23 protein-coding genes are annotated in these 22453 nt (G+C 71.9%); 10 read left to right on the top strand and 13 right to left on the bottom strand.

Going from position 1 to position 22453, the window contains the following annotated elements:
* Window positions 1–39: 39 nt before the first annotated feature.
* Both HII36_RS17180 and HII36_RS17175 read right to left on the bottom strand, forming a co-directional pair.
* Window positions 40–1485 (bottom strand): basic amino acid/polyamine antiporter, encoded by a 1446-nt coding sequence (locus HII36_RS17180; protein WP_328807749.1) that lies wholly within the window; start codon window positions 1483–1485, stop codon window positions 40–42.
* A gap of 151 nt (window positions 1486–1636) precedes the next feature.
* Complete coding sequence (locus HII36_RS17175) at window positions 1637–4510, bottom strand: BTAD domain-containing putative transcriptional regulator (RefSeq protein ID WP_217369617.1); 2874 nt, start codon at window positions 4508–4510, stop codon at window positions 1637–1639.
* A gap of 393 nt (window positions 4511–4903) precedes the next feature.
* On the opposite strand from HII36_RS17175, the gene HII36_RS17170 reads away from it, so the two are divergent.
* A complete protein-coding gene (locus HII36_RS17170; protein WP_173524195.1) occupies window positions 4904–8095 on the top strand; it encodes a S8 family serine peptidase in 3192 nt (1063 codons plus the stop codon).
* Between the two features lie 89 nt (window positions 8096–8184).
* Here the strand turns inward: HII36_RS17170 and HII36_RS17165 are convergent, their stop codons facing one another.
* Window positions 8185–8343: a hypothetical protein gene (locus HII36_RS17165; protein ID WP_173524194.1), complete on the bottom strand. Its 159-nt coding sequence runs from the start codon at window positions 8341–8343 to the stop codon at window positions 8185–8187.
* Here HII36_RS17165 and HII36_RS17160 point away from each other — a divergent pair.
* A complete protein-coding gene (locus HII36_RS17160) occupies window positions 8333–8824 on the top strand; it encodes a hypothetical protein (protein WP_173524193.1) in 492 nt (163 codons plus the stop codon). The genes HII36_RS17165 and HII36_RS17160 overlap by 11 nt on opposite strands.
* 365 nt (window positions 8825–9189) lie before the next feature.
* Entirely contained in the window at window positions 9190–9372 is a 183-nt protein-coding gene (locus tag HII36_RS17155; RefSeq protein ID WP_173524192.1) for a hypothetical protein, read from the top strand.
* Window positions 9373–9612: 240 nt separating this feature from the next.
* Here HII36_RS17155 and HII36_RS17150 read toward each other — a convergent pair whose 3' ends face one another.
* The 3 genes from HII36_RS17150 to HII36_RS17140 form a co-directional block, all read right to left on the bottom strand.
* Complete coding sequence (locus tag HII36_RS17150; RefSeq protein WP_173524191.1) at window positions 9613–10101, bottom strand: hypothetical protein; 489 nt, start codon at window positions 10099–10101, stop codon at window positions 9613–9615.
* Window positions 10102–10362: 261 nt separating this feature from the next.
* Complete coding sequence (locus HII36_RS17145) at window positions 10363–10689, bottom strand: hypothetical protein (RefSeq protein WP_173524190.1); 327 nt, start codon at window positions 10687–10689, stop codon at window positions 10363–10365.
* Window positions 10690–10951: 262 nt separating this feature from the next.
* On the bottom strand, window positions 10952–11431 hold the full coding sequence (locus HII36_RS17140) for an AAA family ATPase (protein ID WP_173524189.1): 480 nt from the start codon (window positions 11429–11431) through the stop codon (window positions 10952–10954).
* Window positions 11432–11606: 175 nt separating this feature from the next.
* On the opposite strand from HII36_RS17140, the gene HII36_RS17135 reads away from it, so the two are divergent.
* Together HII36_RS17135 and HII36_RS17130 are read left to right on the top strand one after the other, a co-directional pair.
* Complete coding sequence (locus tag HII36_RS17135) at window positions 11607–12758, top strand: serine hydrolase domain-containing protein (protein WP_173524188.1); 1152 nt, start codon at window positions 11607–11609, stop codon at window positions 12756–12758.
* A 105-nt stretch (window positions 12759–12863) separates the two neighbouring features.
* Window positions 12864–13346 (top strand): carboxymuconolactone decarboxylase family protein, encoded by a 483-nt coding sequence (locus HII36_RS17130; RefSeq protein ID WP_173524187.1) that lies wholly within the window; start codon window positions 12864–12866, stop codon window positions 13344–13346.
* Between the two features lie 107 nt (window positions 13347–13453).
* On the opposite strand, the gene HII36_RS17125 is transcribed toward HII36_RS17130, so the two are convergent.
* The 4 genes from HII36_RS17125 to HII36_RS17110 form a co-directional block, all read right to left on the bottom strand.
* Complete coding sequence (locus HII36_RS17125) at window positions 13454–14296, bottom strand: hypothetical protein (RefSeq protein ID WP_173524186.1); 843 nt, start codon at window positions 14294–14296, stop codon at window positions 13454–13456.
* Between the two features lie 94 nt (window positions 14297–14390).
* Window positions 14391–15467: a CU044_5270 family protein gene (locus tag HII36_RS17120; protein ID WP_173524185.1), complete on the bottom strand. Its 1077-nt coding sequence runs from the start codon at window positions 15465–15467 to the stop codon at window positions 14391–14393.
* Window positions 15464–16093: an RNA polymerase sigma factor gene (locus tag HII36_RS17115; protein WP_173524184.1), complete on the bottom strand. Its 630-nt coding sequence runs from the start codon at window positions 16091–16093 to the stop codon at window positions 15464–15466. Before HII36_RS17115 ends, HII36_RS17120 begins: the two co-directional genes overlap by 4 nt.
* Before the next feature lie 157 nt (window positions 16094–16250).
* Window positions 16251–16655 (bottom strand): nuclear transport factor 2 family protein, encoded by a 405-nt coding sequence (locus tag HII36_RS17110; protein WP_173524183.1) that lies wholly within the window; start codon window positions 16653–16655, stop codon window positions 16251–16253.
* Between the two features lie 61 nt (window positions 16656–16716).
* Here HII36_RS17110 and HII36_RS17105 point away from each other — a divergent pair, with 61 nt between their 5' ends.
* The 5 genes from HII36_RS17105 to HII36_RS17085 all read left to right on the top strand — a co-directional run bounded on the left by HII36_RS17105 (window position 16717) and on the right by HII36_RS17085 (window position 20167).
* On the top strand, window positions 16717–17313 hold the full coding sequence (locus HII36_RS17105) for a TetR/AcrR family transcriptional regulator (protein ID WP_173524182.1): 597 nt from the start codon (window positions 16717–16719) through the stop codon (window positions 17311–17313).
* A gap of 177 nt (window positions 17314–17490) precedes the next feature.
* Complete coding sequence (locus HII36_RS17100) at window positions 17491–17880, top strand: ArsR/SmtB family transcription factor (RefSeq protein WP_173524181.1); 390 nt, start codon at window positions 17491–17493, stop codon at window positions 17878–17880.
* The gene (locus tag HII36_RS17095) at window positions 17877–18707 is read left to right on the top strand and encodes a cation transporter (RefSeq protein ID WP_456238015.1); all 831 of its coding nucleotides are present in this window, start codon (window positions 17877–17879) and stop codon (window positions 18705–18707) included. The genes HII36_RS17100 and HII36_RS17095 overlap by 4 nt, the downstream gene beginning before the upstream one ends.
* A gap of 111 nt (window positions 18708–18818) precedes the next feature.
* Window positions 18819–19265, top strand: coding sequence for a DoxX family protein (locus HII36_RS17090; RefSeq protein WP_217369616.1), 447 nt, complete (start codon window positions 18819–18821; stop codon window positions 19263–19265).
* A gap of 230 nt (window positions 19266–19495) precedes the next feature.
* A complete protein-coding gene (locus tag HII36_RS17085) occupies window positions 19496–20167 on the top strand; it encodes an alpha/beta fold hydrolase (RefSeq protein WP_173524180.1) in 672 nt (223 codons plus the stop codon).
* A 30-nt stretch (window positions 20168–20197) separates the two neighbouring features.
* On the opposite strand, the gene HII36_RS17080 is transcribed toward HII36_RS17085, so the two are convergent.
* The 3 genes from HII36_RS17080 to HII36_RS17070 all read right to left on the bottom strand — a co-directional run bounded on the left by HII36_RS17080 (window position 20198) and on the right by HII36_RS17070 (window position 22453).
* Entirely contained in the window at window positions 20198–20647 is a 450-nt protein-coding gene (locus HII36_RS17080) for a sunset domain-containing protein (protein WP_173524179.1), read from the bottom strand.
* Window positions 20648–20735: 88 nt separating this feature from the next.
* Window positions 20736–21773, bottom strand: coding sequence for an HAD-IC family P-type ATPase (locus HII36_RS17075; RefSeq protein ID WP_173524178.1), 1038 nt, complete (start codon window positions 21771–21773; stop codon window positions 20736–20738).
* The gene (locus HII36_RS17070; RefSeq protein ID WP_173524177.1) at window positions 21770–22453 is read right to left on the bottom strand and encodes a cation-translocating P-type ATPase; all 684 of its coding nucleotides are present in this window, start codon (window positions 22451–22453) and stop codon (window positions 21770–21772) included. Before HII36_RS17070 ends, HII36_RS17075 begins: the two co-directional genes overlap by 4 nt.

Below are 22453 nucleotides of genomic sequence, written 5' to 3'. Positions count from 1 at the left end.
GGCGCGGTGGCCGGCACCGTCCGCGAGGGGTCCGGAGTGCTAGAGGGTGATCCGGCCCGTCACCAGCCCGGCGACGCCGGCGACGGCCCCGATGACGACGACGGCGAACAGGCCCAGTTCGGCCGGCGAGAACGGCCGCAGGCCGCGTTCGCGCCGGGTGAGCACGAACAGGATCGTGCCGGGCGCGTAGATGACGCACGACAGCAGCAGGAACTTCAGCCCGGCGGCGACGATCAGGAAGACGGTGTAGCCGGTGGCCAGCGCGGCGACCGCGAGGTCCCGGCCCCGGCCACGCGGCTCGCTGTCGTAGCTCTCCCCGGTCAGGGCCAGGCGCAGCGCGTAGCCGGCCGCCAGCAGGTAGGGGATCAGGGACAGCGCGCTGGTCAGCTCCAGGGTGAAGGTGAAGGCGTCGTCGGAGAACAGGGTGACGGCCAGGACCGCGGTGATCAGGCCGCTGGTCATCACCAGCGCGGCGATCGGCACGTTCCTGCGGTTCTCGCGGGCCAGGAAGGCGGGCATGTCGTGGTCCTTGGCGGCCACGAACAGCACCTCGGCGGCCATCAGCGTCCAGGCCAGGTACGCGCCCAGCACCGAGACGATCAGCCCGGCCCCGATGAGCGCCGCTCCCCAGGCGCCCACCACCGACTCCAGCACCCCGCCCATGGACGGCTGCCGCAGCCCGGCCAGCTCGTCCTTGGGCAGCACGCCGTAGGACAGGATGGTCACCGAGGCGAACAGCGCCAGCACCGACACGAAGCCCAGCACGGTGGCCCGGCCGACGTCGGACCTGCGGCGCGCGTAGCGGGAGTAGACGCTGGCGCCCTCCACGCCGAGGAACACGAACACGGTCACCAGCATGGTGGCCCTGACCTGCTCGAACAGCGCCCCGGCCGAGCGCTCTCCGCCGCCCCACAGGTTCGCGCCGAACACCCCGCCGCGCAGCGCGACCGCCGTGATCACGACGAACAGCAGGATCGGCACCAGCTTGGCGACCGTGACGATCTGGTTGATCCTGGCCGCCTCACGAACTCCGCGCGCGATCACGAAGTGGAAGGCCCACACGCCGAGCGCGGACACGGCCACCGCCGCGATCGTGGCGCCCTCGCCGAACGCGGGCACGACCGCGCCGATCGTGGACTTGATCAGCACCCAGTACGAGACGTTGCCGACGCAGGCGCTGGCCCAGTAGCCGAAGGCGGAGAAGAAGCCCGGGTACTGGCCGAACCCGGCCTTGGCGTAGGCATACACGCCGGCGTCCAGGTGCGGCTTGCGCACCGCCAGCGTCTGGAAGACGAAGGCGAGCATCAGCATGCCCAGCCCGGCGATCAGCCAGGCGACGACCGCGCCCAGGATGCCGGTGGCCTGGGCGAAGTTGCGCGGCAGCGAGAACACCCCGGCCCCGACCATGGACCCGACCACCATCGCGGTCAGCGCGGGCAGCGACATCTTCCGCGCGGCCTCGGTGTGCGTGCTGGACTGGGTCACCGGCGTCCTCTTGGCCTTCGTCTCCCGGGGCTGGGCGGCTCACGCTCGTGGAACCACGTCGTGTGCCAGCCCACGTACCCCGCGGCCGGGCCGGCGGCGCTCCCCGCCGGGTCAAGTTCCCGCCATGAACCGCCTGGTGCGCGGGAAGCCCTCAGCGTGGGTCCAGGTCCGTCGCGGGCTCGAGCCGCGGCGGCGGGGCCGAGGGCGTACGACGCTGGTCCGGTCCGTGCTCGTTCGCCAGGTGATCCCGCAGCCGGGCGTGGCGGAACTGGTACACCGCCCCGCTCTTGCGCAACACGCCCCGCCGGTGGGCGTCGTCGAGGAACCGGAGCAGGCGCAGCGGGGTACGTCCCGTCACGGCGAGCCAGGCGCGGGCGACCGTGAACGTCCCCCAGGCTCGGGAGATCGCGGCGGTCAGGCCCACCGCGAGCCCGAAGACGCCCCCGATCAGCAGCCCGAACGCGAACGAGTCCGAGGTGGGCACCACCTGGCCGCCGAGGACGACGCCCGCGAGCCCGTACGCCACGCCCCCGAGACGGCCGTAGGCGAACCGGCCGAGCAGGGCCGCCGCGAGACCGGCCGCCGCGGCCGTCTCCGGATCGAAGACGTCGGCGAGCCTCGGTATCAGATGGTCGTCGCCGGTGAACCGGTACGCCGTCGCGTAGAACAGGCCGATGGACAGGCCGATGGACAGCGTGAACGACAGCGCGGCGACGCGATCCTGCCGCAGGACGGCCGCCGGGCCGGCGGCTCGCTTGACGTCGGCGGGAATGTCCAGCCAGACGTGCGCCCCGGTGGCGAGCCCGAAGACCAGGCAGAGCATGATCGTCAGGAACGACGGGAGCGTCCAGGCGAGCCCGAGCGCGGCGCCGATCGTGACGCCGATCGACCACCGGCTGAAGAACCGGTTCGCGGTGCCGCCGAAGCGGGCCTCGGCCCGGATCGGGCCCGGCAGCTCGCCCCACGCGCAGGCCACGACGCCGGCCACCCCGAGCGAGGCCCCGTAGACGAGCCCGACCACGGGGCCGTCGGCGATGAAGCCGGCCAGCGCGGACAGGATCGCCGGCGGAAGCCCGCGCACCAGCCCGGTGGCCCGGCGCGGGATGGCACTGATCAACTCCCACCACGCGAAGTCGTGGGTGTTCTTCCGCCGCAGGTGGCCGGCGAGAAAGGTGAGCCACCGTTCGGCCTGCTCCGGCCGGTAGCGGGGCGAACGGTCGGGCCGGGCGCCCGGCGCCGGCGGATGGTGCCGGTAGGCGGTGGAGACGAACCTGCCGAGCAGGTGCTCCTCGATCTCGGGCTGGCCGGGGAAGCGGCGGGAGTCCAGCAGGGCGATCGGGTCGCTGTCGGGGTCGGCGTAGGCGCTGCGGGCCAGATCCACCATGAGCGGGGTGGACAGCGCGCGCGCCAGCGGCCCCCGCGGATGGGCGCGCAGATGGCCGACGATGGGGTCCCAGCGATCCTCGCCGGCCCGGCGGCGGGCGGTGAGGTAGGTGATGGCGTCCTCGACCCCGACCGGTTCGATCTCGATGACGGCCGCCCTGGACAGGATCGCGTGCCTGGCCGCGCTCTCGTACTCGGTGCTGCGGCAGGTGACCACGAGCGGGCAGCCGCCGGTGATCGCCTCGTCGAGCGCGTCGATCGCGGCCGCGTGCAGGCCTGGCGGGGTCTCGTCGAGGCCGTCCAGGATCGGGATGACGCGCCCGGTGCTGACCAGGCGCGCCGGGGCGTCCGGGCCGTAGGCAGACTGGTTGGCCAGGCCGGGATACTCCTCGGCCAGCCTGCGGGCGATCCAGGTGTGCAGGTGATCGCGATGCGGGTTCCAGGACGACAGCGGCAGCAGCACGGGAGTGGGCTCCCCCGGCCTGGGGTCGTCGAGCAGCCCGAGCGTGAGCAGGATCGCCAGCACCGTCTTCCCCGCGCCGGGCTCGCCGAGTATCACGAGCTGGCGGGCCGGTAACCCGCGGAAGGCGGCGACCAGGTCTTCGGGGTCGCCGCGCAGATCCATCGGCTTCGCCCGGTCTGGCTCCCTGTCGTCCTCGCCCAGGACCGCGAAGTCCATGGCGGCGATCGGGCGGGCCGTGCTGGACCAGCGCAGTCGGACGGGTTTGGGCCGGTGCAGGGAGCGGGCCGCGGCCTCGGCGATCCACTGCCTGCTGACCGCCAACGCGAGCTCACGTGCCGCCCGGTCGAGACGATGATCGTCGGACGAATCGCCGTCCGGCGCCTCGTCGTCCGGTTCCACGGCCCTGGGGCGGGCCGGCGCCGGCGCGGGTTCCGCCAGTTCCGGCTCGGCGCGCAGGATCCGCTCGTGCAGGTCGCGGAGTTCCGGACCCGGATCGATGCCCAGTTCGGCGGCGAGCAGCTCACGTATGTCGTGGAAGGCCACCAGGGCGTCCGCCTGCCTGCCGGACCGGTAGAGAGCGAGCATCAGCAGCCCGCGCAGGCGCTCCTGGAGCGGGAACTCGCCGATCAGCCGCGTCAGATCGGCGATGGCCGCGGTGTACTGGCAGCGTTCCAGGCTGATCGTCGCGCGCAGTTCCCTGGCGAAGCAGTGGCGTTCCAGCAGCCGCCGGCGCTCGGCCTCCACCCGGGGGCCGCGCAGCCCGCCGAGGGGCTCGCCCCGCCACAGGGCCAGCGCCGCCTCGACCTCCCTGGCCGCCGCTTCGAGGTCTTCTCCCGCGTACTGTTCCTGGGCGGACGTGAGATGCCGCTCGAACCCGGCGGTGTCCAGGTCCGCGGGGTCGCCGCACACCTGGTAGCCGGCGTCCGAGTGGACCAGCACCCTGGGATGCGAATCCGACGTGCCGTCCGGCTGCAGAACGCGCCGCAACCGGCTGACATACGTCTGTACGGTGCTGCGGGCATTACGCGGCGGATCGTGGTCCCAGACCGCGTCGATCAGCGTCGCAATGGACACCGGGCGATTCATCTCCAGCACCAGCACTGCCAAAACCGCCTGCTGCCTGGCCCAGCCGAGGTCGAGCTCCTCCCCGTCCCGCCATACTTTCAGCGGACCCAGCAATGCGTATCGAAACCTCCCCAAGGTTTCCGCCACGCCACCTCCAAAGGCAATCCGTGGGCACGGATTCACGTTAGCCCGCCGACACCGGCGATGCGCGGTGGATCAACATTTATGCCGCTGACCTGCCGCTAAAGCGCTGTGAAAACGCCATGAAGGCGCTGCTAATCCGCTTGCCGACATGCTTGCCTGACGAGTAGTAAATGCCTACGCTTCGTGACCCGTCCGACGTTTTCCAGATTTCATGAGCCTCTTTCATGAAAGGAAATTCGAAGAGGTCCGAAGAAAACCGAAAGGAAAGCGACATGGCCGGAACGTCGAATGCCCCGGCGTAAGCCGCCGCGCGTGCCCGACCCGGGGACACGAGTGGTGAACGACGAATCACCAAGGATGCCAATGACGCGAAAAGCCGCAGTACTCGCCCTCGCGGTCCTGACCGCGCTGAGCGTGCCGACACCGTCCGCGACCGCCGAGACGGCCGCCGCCCAAACCGGCCCTTCACCGGCGCCCACCACCATCACCCTCATCACCGGCGACCGGGTGACCGTGCCCGGCGCGTCCGGCGGGGCGCGGGGATATCGGGTGACTCCCGGCGCCGGGCGCAAGGTCACCTTCTCCATCGAGACGGTCGGCGGGCAGACCTCCGTGCTGCCCTCCGACGCCAAGCCGCTGATCGACCAGGGCCTGGTCGACGCGCGCCTGTTCAACGTGACGCGCCTGCTGGAATGGGGATACGACGACGCGCACCGCACCGGCATCCCGGTGCTGACCAAGGGCGGCGGCGCGCCCGGGCCCGCGCTCGCCGGGCGCTCCTTCAGCTCCGTCGGGCTGAAGGCCGCCGAGGTGCCCAAGAGCCAGGCCGCCACCGTCTGGCAGCGGTTACGCCCCGCCGCCGGCGCCAAGACGCTCGCGGCCGGGGTGTCCAAGCTGTGGCTGGACGGCGGCGTCTTCCCGGCCCTGGACCGGAGCGTCCCGCAGATCGGCGCGCCCGTGGCGTGGCAGAAGGGCCTGACGGGCAAGGGTGTCACGGTGGCCGTGCTGGACTCCGGTTACGACCCTGACCATCCCGACCTCAAGGACGTCGTCACCCAGGCCCGCAACTTCACCGACGCGCCCGACACCATGGACACGTTCAACCACGGCACCCCGGTGACCTCGGCTCTGGCGGGCTCGGGGCAGGCGTCCGGCGGCAAGTACCGGGGCGTCGCCCCCGACGCCGACGTCGTCGTCGGCAAGGTGCTCAGAAGCCGGGACGACAATCTGGTGTCCGACGTGCTCGCCGGCATGGAGTGGGCGGCCAACGAGATCAAGGCGCCCATCATCAACATGAGCCTCGGCATGACGGACACCCCGGGGCTGGACCCGCTGGAGGAGGCGGTGAACACCCTCAGCGAGGAGACGGGCAGCCTGTTCGTCGTCGCGGCCGGCAACGACGGATTCCCCAAGGAGACCGTCCGCAGCCCAGGAAGCGCGGACGCCGCGCTGACGGTCGGCGCGGTGGACCAGGACGACAAGCTGGCCTGGTGGTCCAGCCGGGGCCCGCGCGTCATCGACCTGGCCGTCAAACCGGATATCACCGCACCGGGTGCGGGGATCGTCGCGGCACGCAGCGGGGGCGGCGCCGGCGAACCGTACGAGGCCGAGGACGGCACCTCGATGTCGGCTCCGCACGTGACCGGCGCGGCCGCCATCCTCGCCCAGCAGCACCCCGGCTGGACCCGCCACCAGCTCAAGGGCGCGCTGATCGGCACGGCCAAGCCGGGCGACGGCCTGACCCAGTACGAGCAGGGCGCCGGCCGGGTCGACGTGGCCCGCGCGGTCGCCCAGAACGTGGTGTCCGACACCGGCAACCTCTGGACCTACCTCTCCTGGCCCCACTACCCGGAGGAGATCACCGAGAAGATCACCTACACCAACGCCGGTCAGGAGCCGGTGAACCTCACGCTGGCCGAGGACGGCCCCTACACCCTGTCGGCCGACCGCCTCACCGTCCCGGCGGGCGGCGACGCCTCGGTGACGCTCACCCTGGACCGGAGCCGGGGACCCGGTGTCCACCCCGGCACGCTCACCGCCACCGCGGGCGATCTCACCATCCGCAGCCTGACCGGCGCGTACATCGAACCCGAAGCCCACACGCTGACATTGACGATCATCGGCAGGGACGGCAAACCCGCGCCGAGCGCCACCGCGAGCTCGGGCACGACGCTGACCAACCTCACGACCGGTGAACGCGCGCCGCTGAAGTTCATCGGCGGTGTCGCCGAACGTCGTCTGGCACCCGGCGCGTGGAACCTGTACACGGAATTGAGCGGTGGGGCGACGGGCACCACCTACATCGAGCGCGTGCTCCAGATCGGCTCGGGCGATCTGAACCTGACGCTCGACGCCCGCCATGCCCAGCGGATCAACCTCACGGTGGACGACCCGGCGGCCGAGCCGTTCGGCGACATCTGGACGGCCCTGGGCACCACCGTGGGAAGAGGCGTCCAGCACACCAGGCGGTTGTCGCAGGGGAGCGAGGTGTACGTGCTGCCCGCCCGCCAGCCGGGCCTGACCTACGTGGCGTACCAGTCGCTGGCGGCGGGCGGCGCGAGCCCCAGCCGGTACGACCTGGTCGACCACCGCACCGGCGTGATCCCCTTCGATCCGGCCAGACGGTTCAACCGGGCCGACCTCGCCAAGGTCAGCATGACCTTCCGCGCGCAGGACGTGGCCGCCACAGGCCGGTTCGGCAGATCCGTCAACGTGGCCGGCGCGAGAGCCATCGGCAGTTCCTCCCTGCCCGTGACGGTTCCGGGAACGATCGACAACTACCTGACACCGGGGGACGCCCTGCGCTGGTCCGGCGAGTTCACGCAGCCCGGGTACGCACTCTCCGAGCGTGCGTCACGGACCGTGCAGCGCGGCCAGTTCACCGAGGTGTGGAACACGGCCGTGGTCGGCCCCGCCGCGCCGTCCGTCCACCGCACCGGCGGCGACGAGATCGGCTACGACCCCGTGGCGCACCTGTTCAGTGACGGCGACCCCGGCCGTACCGGCTGGGACGGCAACCTCACCGGCACGGCGTCGCTGCTCAAGGACGGCGCCGTCCTTGAGGAGATCGACCTGCAGGACTGCGACGGCCCCGACCAGTGCGTGGTGGAGGCGCAGGTCCCGGCGGCCGAGGGCGCCTACACCGTGCACGTCTCGGCCCGCCGCAACGGCGATCACGCGGCGCTGGCCACGGCCATCGACGCCTCCTGGACGTTCACCTCGGCGCACACCGACGAGTTCACCGAGCTCAAGGTGCCCTCGCTCCGGTTCACGCCCCAGGGCCTCGACTCCTACAATCGGGCCAAGCCCGGCTCGGTGACCGAGATCCCGATCTTCGCCGACGGGGGCGAGCTCACCAGCCCCCGGGTCGAGGCGTCCTTCGACGACGGCGCCACCTGGCGGGAGCTCCAGGTCCGTCAGAACGGCGAGAGCTGGACCACCTCGGTGACCAACCCCGCCACGCCCGGACACGTCACCCTGCGCGCCACCGCCGACGGCCCCGGCGGGGCGCAGGCGAAGCAGACCGTCACCCAGGCGTACGCCGTCCAGAACTGACCGTCCGACCCGATGCCGGGTCGACCGGGAAGGAGATCCACCACGGGACGCCCGTCATCGGCCGATGGCGGGCGTCCTCGCGCACGCCGTCAGACCGCCGAAGACGCGCGGGCCGGGTCTTCGACCGCCTGGTGGACGGCGGGCCAGAAGGCGCGCGGGGTGACCCGCGAGTCCACGGCGACCTGGGCGAGCACGAATCGATCACGGCCGCCCGAGATGCGGGCGACCCCACCGATCATGGTGTCCATGGATTCTTGGGTATGGCTGTTCATCGGCTTGGGCATCGGCATTCCGTTCAGCATCGTCGCCAACGTCCTCACCGACCCGGCCAAACGGTGGGTGACGCGGCGCAGCCGATCCGCGCGCGAACGTCTCGACCGGCTGAGCGAGGCACGCCTGCGGCGCCTGCTGCTTCTCGCGCGCGATCCCGAGGCATATCGCCTCAGCCAGTACCTGCACGGCTTGATGATCGTGATCGCGTTCGCCGGCATGCTCGTGGGTATCGCCCTGACCCTCATCGGCATCGGCATGCCGCTGGTCAAGCCGGGTGACGACGCGGATTGGCTCATCGCGGCCGGGGGGCTGCTCACGCTGGGGATCGCCGGGCTCCTGGTGCCGTACCTTCTCAACGTCGCCTTCAACACCATGTTCGTGGCACTGCTGCGCGAGGAACTGCGGGAGTCGGCAGCCGATGACGAAGAGCCGGAGGCCGCCGAGGCCCAGCAGTAGCGGCCGTCCACCGGCCAGGGGGCCGTACCGGGCCCGGCGTGAACCGTGGGTCCTGATCGACGACCTGGCCGCCGGTTTCACCCGCTTCGCCACACCTCCTGCAAAGGATCAGTACTTGAGGTAAGTTCAGGGAACTTCCGTCGTATTTGCGCCGGTCTGGTGTTGATCGACGGATGTACGCCGAGTTTGTGGTGATCCTGTGCTGCGGGCCGGCCCCCCGCGACGGCCTGCGGCACCGCGTGCCGAGACGGTGCCTCCAGCCGGGCACCGCCCCGGCACGCACGTGCCCGGCCACGGGGCTTCCCATCAGCCGCCGCCCCGTGACCGGGCAGTTCCCGGCGGCCGCCACTGTTGGAGGAGGTTCGATGACTCTCCCCCCTCCCCCGCCCGACGGCGGCTACTACGGCGGCTGGAACCCACCCGCCAGGAGAACCCGCACCCAGCGCCGATCGCGACGCCGGTCGTGGGCGTGGTCTTGGTCGCGGTCGGCATGGCCGCGCAGGCGCCGCACCTCCCCGGACGACGCCCGCACCGCCGGCTACGCCTGATCATCACCACCGCCACTGGACGCCGTAGATCAGCGCGATGCGGTCTACACCGGCGCTCATCGGCCGACCCGGGAGGCGCGGCGCAGTGCCGGAATGAGGACGACGGCGAAGGCGACGTGCATCAAGGGAGCGCGGTCCAGATCGTGGCAGCGCGGGCGCTGAACCGCTCGATCATCGCTGAGCCCGCGAGCGTGGCCGGGTATCGCCCGCGGGGTCGGCTTCAGCGCGATGAGCCCGGGTTCACACCCACGGTGACCGGCCGAGGTCGACAGCATTGACGGTTCCCCGGGCATACGCCCGGCCGCGTACCGTGCGGGCCTGTCCGAAGCACACCGACCAGGAGTGCGCCGCGACCTCCGCCGACGAGCACGCCCAGCTGCCGATCAGGGCACTGGAGGTGTACAGGCCCAGGGCCGCGGTCGCGGTGTAGGAGCCGGATCCGTCGTTGCGCACGATCACCGCCGCCCGTACGGCGGAGGTCCCGTTCGGCGACCTGATCACGCAGACCCGGCCGTTCACCTGGGCGTCGGCGTCGACCGGCCGTGGGCTTTGACAGCGCCATGTGCCGGAGCCCGGAGTGATCGGGTTCGTGTTGCCGTAAGAACGCCAGATGCCGCTCGCCGCGATGGCGGCGGGGCCGGCGGTTCCCGCTCCCGGGTCCAGGGCCGGCGCGGCGGCGCCGGCGGGTGCCGCCGCCGCGCCCAAGGGCAGGACGGTGGCAGCGGACACGGCGAGTACGATCGCGAGCCTTCGCATGACGGGCACAGGTTCGATCCCTTCGTTGTTTCGGTCGGATGGGTGACGACGAGCCGCCGAACCGACGGCCGCGGCGAGCTGCGCGCCCACGAGCCTTTCGACGTAGGCCGGCAAGAGGCGTTGCTGGTTCCCGCCGGGCGAGCCTGTCAGCTGCGGCGATGCCCCCAGGGCCGGGTGCCCGTCCGTCATGGCCGGGCTGCCACGGCCCCGGGGTCTTTCATCGGGCGATACGCGCTACCAGCGAAGCTGGAGCTTGTACAGGACGGAGAAGCCGGTTCGCTTGCAGCGCCACGACTTGGCCCCCATGGTGCGCTGCAGGATCGGACCGTTGATCCGGCACACCCGCTTGAACCCGTAGACGGCGACGGTCTTCCACGCGCCGAAGGTCTCGGGGTCGTCGTCCGTGGTCTCCGGTCCCGTCTGAGCAGGATCGGGCTCGAACAGAGCGGTGGCGGCGCCGGTGACCGGCTGAGCAGCGGCCGGAGCCGCGTTCAGCGCGAGCGGCGCGACCGTGATCGCGGCGAGCGTCGCGAGCGTCGCGGCTGCCTTTCTGATGCGCATGACGAAGTCCTTTCGTAAAGACGGATGAGACCAAGGACCAAACCGAAGGCGGCGCCGGCCAAGGCGAATGAGAAGTGCCCCGATTCCGCGAATACGCCCTCGGAATGCCGAGCCGGTGGTGATCTTTGCGGCTCGTTCGTCGAGCATGGGGGCGGCCGGACTAGCGGCGCATTCACAGCGCTTTAGCAGCAGCTCAGAACGTACGTTCGGTCCCTTGCGCATCATTGGTTCCGGCGCCCCACGGGGTCCGCCGAACCCTTGGTCAGCCCGCCGTTCGGGCCAGGTCCTCGAGTTGCTGGACGACCTTCTCGATCGGTGCGCGGGCGTCGATCTCGGCCGTGCAGGTGGCCCTGAGCAACGGTTCCACGGTGGCCAGGTCGTGCAGGATGGCCGCACGTTCCTCGGGACGCTTGCCGAAGGGATTGTCGGTACGGGTGGAAATGCGGGCGAGCATGACCTCGGCGGGCGCGCTGAGCAGAACGACCTGGTCGAATCGCGGGTAGAACACGCCCTGGTTGGATTTGCAGCCGGCCACGAAGAGATCGCCCTCGTCGTGGCCGGAGAGCAGAGCGTCGATGGCCGGCTCCCGCCACACCCAGTCGCCCGACCCGTCCGGCAGGGTCACCCAGTGGCTCCACCGGTCGGTGTCGGTGTCGACGGCGTGATGTCCCCGTGCGGCCAGCAGCTTCAGCGCCGTCGACTTGCCGGTGCCCGACATGCCCGTGACCAAGATCTTCGCCATCGGCCGAGGCTATCGGACCACCTTGAGCCGAGTCGGCCGCCCGGCAAGTCGCGGACCCCCGGCCCGGTGAGACCCGGCCCCGGTCCGGTGAGACCTGGCCCCGGCCGGCGCGCGGTCACCTTTCGTCCGTCCCGTCCGTCATGCCGACGAAAGACGCTGACGAAAGGCACTGAACGTGAGTGACACGAACGTCCATGGAACGGTCGCGGACGGTTTCGAGCAGGTACGCGAGGAGTTCGCCGCCGTGGTGGCCGAGCGGGACGGCCGGGTGGGCGCCCAGCTGACGGCCTATGCGCACGGCCGGCAGGTGGTGGACCTGTGGGCCGGCGACGAGGTGAGCGGTGACACGGTGACCGGGCTCTACTCGGCCACCAAGGGCGCCGCGACGCTGGTGGCGGCGCTGCTGGTGCAGGAGGGGGTCCTCGACCTGGACGAGCCGGTGGCCCGGCACTGGCCGGAGTTCGCCGCCGCGGGCAAGGAGACGATCACGCTGCGGGACGTGCTCACCCACCGCTCCGGCGTCATCGGCGTCGACGGCGGCCTGAGCGCGGCCGAGCTCGCCGACGACGCGGTGATCGCGCGCCGGCTGGCCGGGCAGCGCCCGTACTGGCGGCCGGGCGCGGCCTACGGTTACGGCGGGTTCGTCACGTTCGCGCTGGTGAGCGAGGTGATCAGGCGCGCCGCCGGCGAGTCACTGCAGCGGCTCTACGAACGGCGTATCCGCGCCCGCTACGGGCTGGACCTCTACCTGGGCCTGCCCGAGTCCGAGGAGCACCGGTTCCTGCCCATCCAGTGGTGGACGGCCACCCCCGAGCAGGAGGCCGCGTTCTGGTCGAACCTGCCCGGGCCGCACAGCATCATGGGCGTCGGCTACGGGCTCAACAGCACGCCGCCGCTGGACCAGGTGGCCTTCGCCAACACCCGGGCGGTACGCGCGAACGGCCCGGCCTCGGCCGGCGGGGTGGGCAGCGCGCGCGGCCTGGCCGGGTTGTACGCGGCGGCCGTGTGGGGCGTCGGCGGGCAGCCGCCGCTGCTCACGCCGGACACCGTCGCGCGGTTCGCCCAGCTCCACTCCGTCGGCGCCGACCTGGTACGCGGCGACCAGGGCAACTACGCGGTCGGCTTCCAGGCCAAGGGCCTGCGTTACCCGTTCCTGAGCGCCAACGCCTTCGGCCACGACGGCTCGGCCGGCGCCGAGGCCTTCGCCGACCCGCTCAGCGGCATCGCCTTCGGCTACGCGCGGCGCCGCTACGGGTTCGGCTGGTCCTACCCGGAACACGACCGGCTCGCCGCCGCCGTCCACCGCGCCACCATCGCCTCCTCATGAAGATCGCCTCCTCGTGAAGGACGCCGGACACCCACAGCCGGTCACCTTCGCGCCCTGCGATCCGTCATGGCAGCGCAACACCATCCAGAAAGGAACATCACCATCATGACCACCACCGAGTCGCGCCTGCCCAACCCCGTCGCGCTCGTCCCCCAGCTCAAGGACGTCGGCGGCGCCCTCTACCAGGCGACAGGCAACGGCACGATCCCGCGGACCACGATCAGCCTGGTCCAGCTGCGGGCCGGGCAGCTCGCCGGCAGCACGTACCTGACCGTTCTGCACACCGGCAACCTGCGCGAGGCCGGCGCGGCCGAGCAGACCATCACCGCCGTGGCCTCCTGGCGCGACGCGCCCTACTTCAGCGACGCCGAACGCGTCGCGCTGGAGCTGGTCGAGGCGGTGCTGATGCCGAACCCGGCCGGTGAGCGCGTCCCCGACGAGCTGTACGACCGGGCGGCCGAGCAGTACGACGACCGGGCGCTCGCCACGCTCATCATGGCCATCGGTCAGGTCTGCTTCTTCCTCCCGCTGGCCCTCATCGGCAAGCCGCTGCCCGGCGTGTCCCCGGCCGAGCAGTGGCGGAACTGACCCGCGGCGAGGCCCGGGCGCAGGGCGGGTGCTCGCCCTGAGCCCGGGCCGGTCTCCGCGCCGGCCCCGCCGCGGCAAGGGCCGACGTCACCCCAGGTTCGCCCCGGTCAGAGCGCGAAGTCCACGGCGAACCGCTGGTACACCTGCTCCCTGGCGGCCCAGGCCCTGGGCGAGTAGGCGGCGTAGAAGGCCTTGCCGCAGTCCAGGTCCTTCAGCGCCGCCTTGATCTCCTTGTCCAGGTACGGCTTGGCCTGCTCCGGCTTGAGCTGCGGCATCATGGTCAGCGTGCGGCCCTTGGGCACCTTCGGCAGCGGGCCCTTGCGCAGCTTCTTGGCGACCTCCGTGGCCTGCTGGACGAACATCGTCCGGCCCAGCTCGGCCAGGGCCGAAGGCTTGGCCCGGCCGACGCCCAGGCACGTGGCGAACCGCCCGCCGAGCGCGGCGATCCGCTCGTCCTTGTCGAGCGCGGCCGACGACTTGGCCAGCGCGGCGTTGAGCCGCTCCAGGTAGTCGTCCTGCGAGGTGATGGTGAGGCCCAGGTGCTCCTTGGCCGCCTCGGCGAAGCAGGCGTCGTCGGCGGCGCGCCACTTCTTGAGCTGGTCCGCCGGCATCGCCATCAGGTTCTTGTTGTTCACGTTCTCCCCGGACACCGGGTTGACCACCGGGTCGCGCGGATAGACCAGCTTGGACCAGACGCCGAACCCGTACTTGGCCCGGTAGGCACGCAGCGCCTCATGATCTCCCGTCAGCCGCTCGCGCTCGCCCGGCTGCCACTTGCGCTTGATAACCGGCTGGGCCAGGTAGGTGAACCCCTTCTCCTGCATGCAGGCGACGCGCGTCTCCTCCATGGCGGCCTTCTTCTCGTACGCGGCCTCCGTCTCAGGCGAGGCGAACCCGCCGAACGCGGCCACGAGCAGGGTGGCCGTGACGGCCTTGGCTGCGATGAACATGGCATTGCTCCTTCATCCGATAGGCATGCGCGACCAGCAGGTGGGCATGCGAAACAGAACTCCCGGCAGAAAGGGCCGGATCCAGGGGAAAGTCTCAGCAGGGGATCCGCAGGCGAGACGCGTCCGGTGACACCTCGGGCAGCCCCGGGGTCAGGTCGACGGCGAGCACCGCGGTGCCGTTCGCCGTGCCCTTCCGCTTGAGCACCTCGCCGATGGGCAGCCTGGCCTTCCTGTCCCGGCTGTTCACGGTGCGCTCGCCCAGGTAGCGGTAGGTCTGCCGGTCGAAGATCAGCTCGGCGCGGGTGCCGTCGCGCTGGTCCATGGCGACGGCCATGCCGGGCCGGCCGGCGACGTCCACGGTGTCGGGGATGAGCACGATGCCGTCCAGCCCCGCAGCCACCTGGTACAGCGCGGCGCTCAGGCTCGGACGCACCACGGACTCGGCGACCAGGGACTGCAGCGAGGCCCAGATGCGCAGCGGATCCTCCCCCGTCTCGGCCACGATCTTCGCGCGCACCTGGGCCGGGTCGGTGGGCCAGGCGCCGAGCCGGGCGTAGGCGGGCCGGCCGGGGCAGGACGCGGGCCCGTACACGGTGTCCTCGACGCCGTGGTCCCAGCGGTTGCGCGGCGCGGGCCCGGTGGCCGACACGGCCTGCTCGCGGCTCAGCCACGGCCTGCCCACGTCGGCGGACTCCCAGCGCTCCTCGTTGACCAGCACCTTGGTGTACCGCACGGCGCCCGTCTCGTCGGCCAGGTACAGGCTGCGCTGGGCCAGCCGCTTGGTGTGGACGTACTGACCGCGGCCCGGCACCGTGTCCCGCTGCTCGCCGGCGGCCCGCGCGGCCAGCTTGAGCAGCGTCTGCGCGTCGGCGGGCGGGGCGGCCAGCGGGTGGCCGGGATCGGAACCGCCCAGGCCCACCTGAGCGGCGAGGATGCCGACGGTCAGCGCCGCGGCCAGGGCGCCGACCAGCCCGGCCCGCCTGGTCGGCAGGAAGCGCCGGGCACCTGCGCCGTCGGACTCACGGTCGTCGCGGCCCGCCGTCAGGAGCGGCCGGCCATCCCGCCGGCCGGCGATCCTGGACGTCAGGGCGGCACGCGAGCCCGCCAGTTCGCGTGAGCTCGGCTCGGGCGTCTCGGCCCACAGGCGGCCGAGCTCCTCCATCTCATTCATGCTCTGTCCCCTCCAGCCCCTGCCGGACCTTCCAGCGCCTGCCGGACCTTCCTGCGCGCCCGATTGAGCCGGAAACGGACGGTCCCGACCGGGATGTCCAGCGCCTCGGCCACCTCCTCGTACTTCAGCCCCGCCCACGCCACCAGCAGCAGCGCGTCACGGTCGCCGACACGTAACCCGGCCAGGGCCGCCACCAGCGGCTGGTTGACGGCGAGCGTGGTCACGCCGTCCTCGACCAGGCCGCCGCCGATCTCCGACGGGTGCACGCCGCCCCGCGCGTACGCCCGGTATCGGGCCACCTCGCGCCTGCGCCGCTTGCCGATCACGTTCGAGGCGATGCCGTACAACCAGGGGCGGGCGTCGGCCTGGCCGAGCTGGTAGCGGTGCCGGTGCTCGAACGCGGCCAGGAACGTCTCGGACACCACGTCCTCGGCCGCGTCCGGCCCGAGCCTGCGGGCCGCGTAACGGTGCAGGGCGGGCGCGTGCCGGTCGAACAGCACGGCGAACGCGTCCGGCTCACGCAGCGAGCGGCGGATCAGCTCGCTGTCGATGCCGGTCTCGACGCCGGAGTCGGTGCCAGGATCGATGCCGGAGTCGGTGGCCTCGGCTGTCGCCGGTTCGGCCATGTACGGGTCAGCTCCTTCGCGAGTGCGGGCAGATTCGCCTGTACTTACCGCCGCTTCGCCGAAGAGTTCACGCCGGTTCTCGTCCGGGACCCGCTGGGCGAGCTTACGGCCCGTGCCCGGCACCGAAGCTCATGGATGGACTGCCCCGCGCCGCCGGTCAGGCGCCGAGCGCGGACAGGACGGGCGCCAGGTCCCAGTAGGCGCGCAGCGAGGTGATCCGCCCGCCCTCTGCCCGGTAGACGAAGACGCCGTCGTAGCCGGCCGAGGCCCCGGTCGGGAAGCGGACGGAGACCGAGGCGACGACCGCGACCTCGTCCCCGGCGGGATGCACCGCGGCGATCTCGAAACGCACGTCGTTGGGCGCGACGGTGAGCTCCCAGAACCCTTCGAGCGCGGCCCGGCCCCGCAGGCCGGTGCCGTGGGGATCCAGCGGGGAGCCGCCGACCGGGTCGTGGAGCACGGCGTCCGGGGCGTAGCAGGCGAGCCAGGCGTCGCGGTCGCCGGCGCTGACCGCGTCCATGGCGGCGAGCGCGGCGGCGGTCGCGGGGTGGGTGGTGTCCATCGGGTGCCTCCTCGGGAGCCCGCTAGCTTGACGCGTGTCAAGCTAGGGCTATGCTTGACACGTGTCAAGCACGCGATCGCGCATCCTGGAGACCGCCCGGCGGCTCATCGTCGAGCGGGGCCCGCGCGTCTCGATGGCCGACGTGGCCCGCGCCACGGGGATCTCCCGGCAGGCGCTCTACCTCCACTTCGGCTCCCGGGCCAGCCTGCTGGTGGCCGTCGTACGGGACATGGACGAACAGGACGGGATCCGCGCGCGCTGCGAGAAGGCGCTGACCGGAGAGGAACCCGTCGAGGCGTTCCGCGCCTTCCTGCGCGTCTGGCTGCGCTACGCGGCGACGATCCATCCGGTGGCCTCGGTGCTGCTGGCCTCCCGCCGCGACGACCCCGACGCCGCCGCGGCCTGGACCGACCGGATGGACGAGCTCCACGAGGGTTTCCTGGCCGCCGCCCGCCACCTGTCAGCCGCCGGACGGCTGCGGCCCGGCCTGGATCCGGACGTCGCCGCCGACCTGGCCTGGGCGATGACCTCGGTCTCCGTCTGGGAGCAGCTGACGTCCGACCGGGGCAGGCGCGCCGACGACGTGGAGAAGCACCTGGTCGACGCCGTGACGGCCGCCCTCACCGGCGACCCGTCGCCACCGGCCGTCCACATCTGAGCGCGCCACTTCAGGCGAGAGCTTGTGACGTCCGGGCCCGCCGCCTCGTTCGTGCGGGTTACCAGTCCGCGAGGCGGCGGGGTGTTCCGTACGGAAGGACGCCGTAACCCGGCCCACCATACATGATCTTGGGTGGCACGGCATCGTCCGATAGGAATTTCGGGCTATCATCGCTTTATGGCGATCGATAAAGAGGGTGGCCGGTGTGTCAGCACCGACATCGCCGCCGGCATCTCCCCCGCAGCAGCGCTCTTCCACTCCCTGGCCGACGAGACCCGGCTGCGCATCGTGCAGCGGCTCGCCCGTGGCGAGGCCCGCGTGGTGGACCTCACCGCCGAGCTCGGGTTGGCTCAGTCCACGGTGTCCAAGCATCTGGCCTGCCTGCGCGACTGCGGCCTGGTCGACTACCGGGCCGAAGGCCGCCAGTCGTTCTACTCGCTGACCCGGCCCGAGCTGATGGACCTGCTGGCCGCCGCCGAACACCTGCTCGCCGCCACCGGCCACGCCGTGGTGCTGTCTCCCGTCCACGCCGCCGGGCAGGGCGGGCCGGGGGAAACGCGGCCATGACCGCGCTGAACCTGCCCACCCCGGATCGGCGGACCGTGTTGCGGCGCCGGATCCGGCTGCTGGTCGCGGCGACCATCACGTACAACGTGATCGAGGCCGCGGTGGCGATCACCGCCGGCGCGGTTGCATCCTCGGCCGCGCTCATCGGCTTCGGGCTGGACTCCGTCGTCGAGGTCGCCTCCGCCGCCGCGGTCGCCTGGCAGTTCTCCGCCGCCGACCACGAGCAGCGGGAGAAGGCCGCGCTGCGCGTCATCGCGATCTCGTTCTTCGCGCTGGCCGCCTACGTAACCTTCGACGCCGTGCGCGCGCTGCTCGGCGCCGGCGAGGCCGAACACTCCACCCCTGGCCTGATCCTGGCCGCGCTGAGCCTGGTCATCATGCCGTTCCTGTCGCACGCCCAGCGCAGTGCGGGCCGCGAGCTCGGCTCGGCCGCCGCGGTGGCCGACTCCAAGCAGACCCTGTTGTGCACGTACCTGTCCGGCGTGCTGCTGGTCGGGCTGGCGCTCAACAGCCTGTTCGGCTGGTCCTGGGCCGACCCGATCGCCGCCCTGGTCATCGCCGCCGTCGCGGTCAAGGAGGGCCGCGAGGCCTGGCGCGGGGACGCCTGCTGCCCGCGTCCCGGCACCGCGAGCGACGCCACCACGGCGGACGCGACGGGCTGCGCCGACGGCTGTTGCCAGGCCGACGCACCCGCCACCACGAACGCCGGCATCACGACCGGGAGCGGCCCCGACAGCAGGCAGGACGGCCCGGACCGGAGGGGGTCCTCGCCGGCTCGGCGTGAATCGAGCAGTATCGGAGAAGCGCCGGTCCGGGGCCGCGCCTAGCGTGACCGCCATGGTCATCGCAATCCGTGGAAACCCACTTCCCGCGCAACGACTGACACGCCTTCCCGCCACCGCGATCAGCGGTGCGCTCTCCCGCGTAGGGGGCGCGCCGTGAGCGCCGGCGGGTGGCGGCGCCGGCTGATGACCGGCCTGTACGTGTTCCTGGCTCTGGAGTTCGTGGTGGGAGCCGTGACCAAGTACATGCCGGGCGAGACGTTCTACGGTCCGCCGTACTCGGTCAAGTTCGTCGAATGGGGCTACCCGGCGTGGATGCGCTTCGTGGTGGGCGGCCTGGAGTTCGTCAGCGCGGTGTTGCTGGTGATCCCGAGCAGGCGCACCCGGTTCCTCGGCGCCACGACACTCGTGTTCGTGCTCACCGGCGCGGTCACCACGCACATCGTCAATCACGACGTCTGGTTCGAGAGCTTCGCCGCGCCTGTTCATCTGGTCATCATGGGGGTGCTCGCGCTGGCCAACTGGCCCGCCGACTGGCGGGATCTCCTGCGGCCGTCCGCTTCGGCGCACGCGAAACCGGCTCCGGCGCCGAACCGTCCTTGAGAGCCGGACGGCCGCGCCGGGCGCACGGCGGCCACACCGCCGACGGCCGGCGCGACGGGTTCGCCTGCCGCGAGAACGGCAGCGGCCGTCATTGGGTGGCATGCTGTGGGGCCGACAGGATGTGCGCCTGGGGGACGTCCGCGTGCGGGTGATCTGGGACGGCCCCGGGCGGCCACGCCTGCCGGAAGACAGCTGCCCGTGAGGGCGCCACTCGGAGGAGACTGCTGATCATGGATATTCTGCTCGTCGCGGGCCTGTGGCTCGACGCGTCCGCCTGGGACGAGGTGGCGGCCCCGCTCGAGAAGCTCGGCCACCGTCCCGTGCCGGTCGGCCTTCCGGGGTCGGCGTCCGCCACGCTGGACGACCAGGTGGCGGCCGTGCTCGACGCGGTGGACGCGGCGCCGGGCGAGGTCATGGTCGTGGGGCACTCCGCCGCCTGCTCGCTGGCCTGGCTCGCCGCCGACGCGCGTCCGGAGCGGGTGGCCAAGGTCGTCCTCGTCGGTGGTTTCCCGGCCTCCGACGGGTCGGCCTATCACGCGTACTTCAAGCCCCAGGACGGCGTCATCCCCTTCCCCGGCTGGGCGCCCTTCGAGGGACCGGACGCCGCCGACCTCGACGAGGAGGCCAGGCGCGACTTCGCCGCCAGGGCGATCCCCGTGCCCGCGGGGGTGGCGGAAGGGGTGGTGCGGCTGCGTGACGAGCGGCGGTTCGACGTCCCGGTCGTGGTCGTGTGCCCGGAGTTCAGCGCGGCGCAGGCCCGGGAGTGGATCGCCGAGGGCGAGTCGCCCGAGCTCGCCGAAGTCAGGCAGCTGGATCTCGTCGACATCGACTCGGGACATTGGCCCATGTTCACCCGTCCGGCCGAACTCGCCCGCCTCCTGGCCGCCGCCGCCGACGGCTGAGCAGGCGGCCGGGCGGCGGGGGGCCGGGGGTCAGTAGTCGTAGTGGCGGTACCCGGCCGCCTTGGCCTCCTTCTCCGTGCAGAAGAACCTGTCGTCCAGCGGCGTCACCGCGTAGTCCGCGTCCCCGGGCGCGTTGTAGCTCATGGCGGCCGCGAAGCTGGTGCCGACGACGGGCAGGCCCCCGCACCTGACCACGTGGTACGGATAGCGCGTCATCGTGTCGAGGAGCGGCGTGAACGACGCGATCGCGTAGACGGCCACGGCCGTGACCGCCGCGCGCAGCCAGTCCGGCCGGAAGCGGAGCAGGGCGAGCAGGATCAGTCCCGCCAGGTAGGCCAGGATGAACAGCAGCAGGTACGGCGCCGCGACCATCATCCACGACCGCCCGCGCAAGGCGACGATCATCGCGGCCAGGCCCAGCGCGGGCAGTCCGATGACGAACGCGGCCAGCCACGCGCTCGCTCGCTTGAACGATCTCATGGCTGGTTTGATGACCCGGTTCCTGGCTTGGTTCTCCGGCTTGATCAGAGGTTTCCGGCGTGATGGGCGGTTCATGAGTCCGTCCTGTTCACGTGCTGGACGGCTCCGGTGTCCGGGCGTCCCGGGCCCGGAGGAACGCCTTGACGAGCTCGCCCAGCCACAGGATGGCCGAGCCGACGGCCAGGCAGGTCAGCCACTGCCCGATGGTCAGGTCGGCGGTGGCGAAGAAGCCGTGCAGCACGTCCAGCTCGACGATGACCGCGAGCAGTGCGACCACCGCGGCGACGGCCAGCAGCGGGTGGGGATTGCTCAGGGTGTCGCGGTGGAACAGGCTGCGCCTGGGGTGGCGGACGGTGAGCAGGTTGAACGCCTGGAAGAAGACGAACGTGACGAGCGCCATCGTGCCCGCCACCCCGGCCTGGCCGGCGCCGCCGGGCGCCCAGGCCAGCACGGCGGCGGTGCCCGTCGCCATGACGGTGCTCGTCAGCACGATGCGGATGAGCCGCTCCCGCGTGAGTATGGGCTCGCGGACCGGTCGCGGCGGGCGGCTCATCGCGTCCGGGCCGACCGGGTCGACCCCGAGCGACATCGCGGGCGGGCCGTCCATGACGAGGTTCACGAAGAGGATCTGCAGGGCCGTGAACGGCGCGCCGCCGCCGATGCCGGTGACCGAGGTGATCAAGAAGATCAGCACGAAGCCGAGCGCGGTGGAGATCTGGAACCGGGTGAACTTGACGATGTTGTCGTAGATGCCGCGTCCTTCGCGGACGGCCCGCACGATGGTGGCGAAGTCGTCGTCGGTGAGCACCATGGTCGCCGCTTCCTTGGTGACCTCGGTCCCGGTCAGGCCCATGGCCACGCCGATGTCCGCCCTGCGGAGCGCGGGGGCGTCGTTGACGCCGTCGCCGGTCATCGCGACGACGTCGCCGCGGGCCTGCAGCGCGCGGACGATGCGCAGCTTGTGCTCGGGCGAGACCCGGGCGATGACGCCGATGTCGTCCAGCCGGCGGGCGAGTTCGGCGTCGTCGGTGATCCGGTCGAGGTCGGCGCCGGTGCTGGTCAGGCCGGGGATGCCGAGGTCGCGGGCGATGGCGGCGGCCGTCACCGCGTGGTCACCGGTGATCATGCGGACCCGGATGCCCGCGTCGTGGCACTCCCCCCGATGGCCTGGCGGGCCTCGGGCCGCGGCGGGTCGACGATGCCGACCAGCGCGTTCAGCACGAGGCGGTCCAGCAGCCCGGTCAGGTCGGCGCCGGCGTCGAACTCGGCCGCGGGGAGGTCCTGGCGCGCGACGGCGAGCACCCGGCGGCCCTGTCCGGCGAGCTCCGCGTTCGTCTCTTCGTAGCCGCGCCGGGCCTCGGGGGTGATCTCGGCGACGCCGTCCGGGCCGAGGCAGTGGGTGGCCCTGGTGATCAGGACGTCCGGCGCGCCCTTGACGAAGCAGCGCACGATCGGCCGTCCGTCGTCGTCGCGCCAGCGGTGGAAGGTGGCCATGAACTTGAGTTCGGCGTCGAACGGGACCTCGGCCAGGCGCGGGTTGCGCCGCCGCAGCTCCTCGACGTCCAGGCCGCCCTTCTCGGCGAGCACGATCAGGGCGGCCTCGGTGGGGTCGCCGACCGCCTGCTCCGCGCGCAGCACGGCGTCCGTGCACAGCGCCATGGCGATCAGCGCCTGGTCCAGGGAGTCCGGGGGCGGGCGTCCGTCGGTGGACAGGATCCGCCCGGTCGTGGCGTAGCCGTGGCCGGAGACGGTGAAACGCCGGTCCACGAGCATGAGGTCCCTGGCGGTCATCTGGTTCAGCGTCAC

Source organism: Nonomuraea antri (genome assembly GCF_013283785.1).
GTDB classification, from domain to species: Bacteria; Actinomycetota; Actinomycetes; order Streptosporangiales; family Streptosporangiaceae; genus Nonomuraea; species Nonomuraea antri.
This window is presented reverse-complemented; position numbering and strand designations above follow the sequence as displayed.

Coding starts and splice junctions, on each gene's coding strand:
- HII36_RS17080 (WP_173524179.1), bottom strand. CDS start 20,647: ATGAGATCGTTCAAGCGAGCGAGCGCGTGGCTGGCCGCGTTCGTCATC.
- HII36_RS17130 (WP_173524187.1), top strand. CDS start 12,864: ATGACCACCACCGAGTCGCGCCTGCCCAACCCCGTCGCGCTCGTCCCC.
- HII36_RS17160 (WP_173524193.1), top strand. CDS start 8,333: ATGGTGTCCATGGATTCTTGGGTATGGCTGTTCATCGGCTTGGGCATC.
- HII36_RS17095 (WP_456238015.1), top strand. CDS start 17,877: ATGACCGCGCTGAACCTGCCCACCCCGGATCGGCGGACCGTGTTGCGG.
- HII36_RS17075 (WP_173524178.1), bottom strand. CDS start 21,773: ATGATCACCGGTGACCACGCGGTGACGGCCGCCGCCATCGCCCGCGAC.
- HII36_RS17170 (WP_173524195.1), top strand. CDS start 4,904: ATGACGCGAAAAGCCGCAGTACTCGCCCTCGCGGTCCTGACCGCGCTG.
- HII36_RS17140 (WP_173524189.1), bottom strand. CDS start 11,431: ATGGCGAAGATCTTGGTCACGGGCATGTCGGGCACCGGCAAGTCGACG.
- HII36_RS17120 (WP_173524185.1), bottom strand. CDS start 15,467: ATGAATGAGATGGAGGAGCTCGGCCGCCTGTGGGCCGAGACGCCCGAG.
- HII36_RS17100 (WP_173524181.1), top strand. CDS start 17,491: ATGGCGATCGATAAAGAGGGTGGCCGGTGTGTCAGCACCGACATCGCC.
- HII36_RS17145 (WP_173524190.1), bottom strand. CDS start 10,689: ATGCGCATCAGAAAGGCAGCCGCGACGCTCGCGACGCTCGCCGCGATC.
- HII36_RS17125 (WP_173524186.1), bottom strand. CDS start 14,296: ATGTTCATCGCAGCCAAGGCCGTCACGGCCACCCTGCTCGTGGCCGCG.
- HII36_RS17155 (WP_173524192.1), top strand. CDS start 9,190: ATGACTCTCCCCCCTCCCCCGCCCGACGGCGGCTACTACGGCGGCTGG.
- HII36_RS17085 (WP_173524180.1), top strand. CDS start 19,496: ATGGATATTCTGCTCGTCGCGGGCCTGTGGCTCGACGCGTCCGCCTGG.
- HII36_RS17115 (WP_173524184.1), bottom strand. CDS start 16,093: ATGGCCGAACCGGCGACAGCCGAGGCCACCGACTCCGGCATCGATCCT.
- HII36_RS17165 (WP_173524194.1), bottom strand. CDS start 8,343: ATGGACACCATGATCGGTGGGGTCGCCCGCATCTCGGGCGGCCGTGAT.
- HII36_RS17110 (WP_173524183.1), bottom strand. CDS start 16,655: ATGGACACCACCCACCCCGCGACCGCCGCCGCGCTCGCCGCCATGGAC.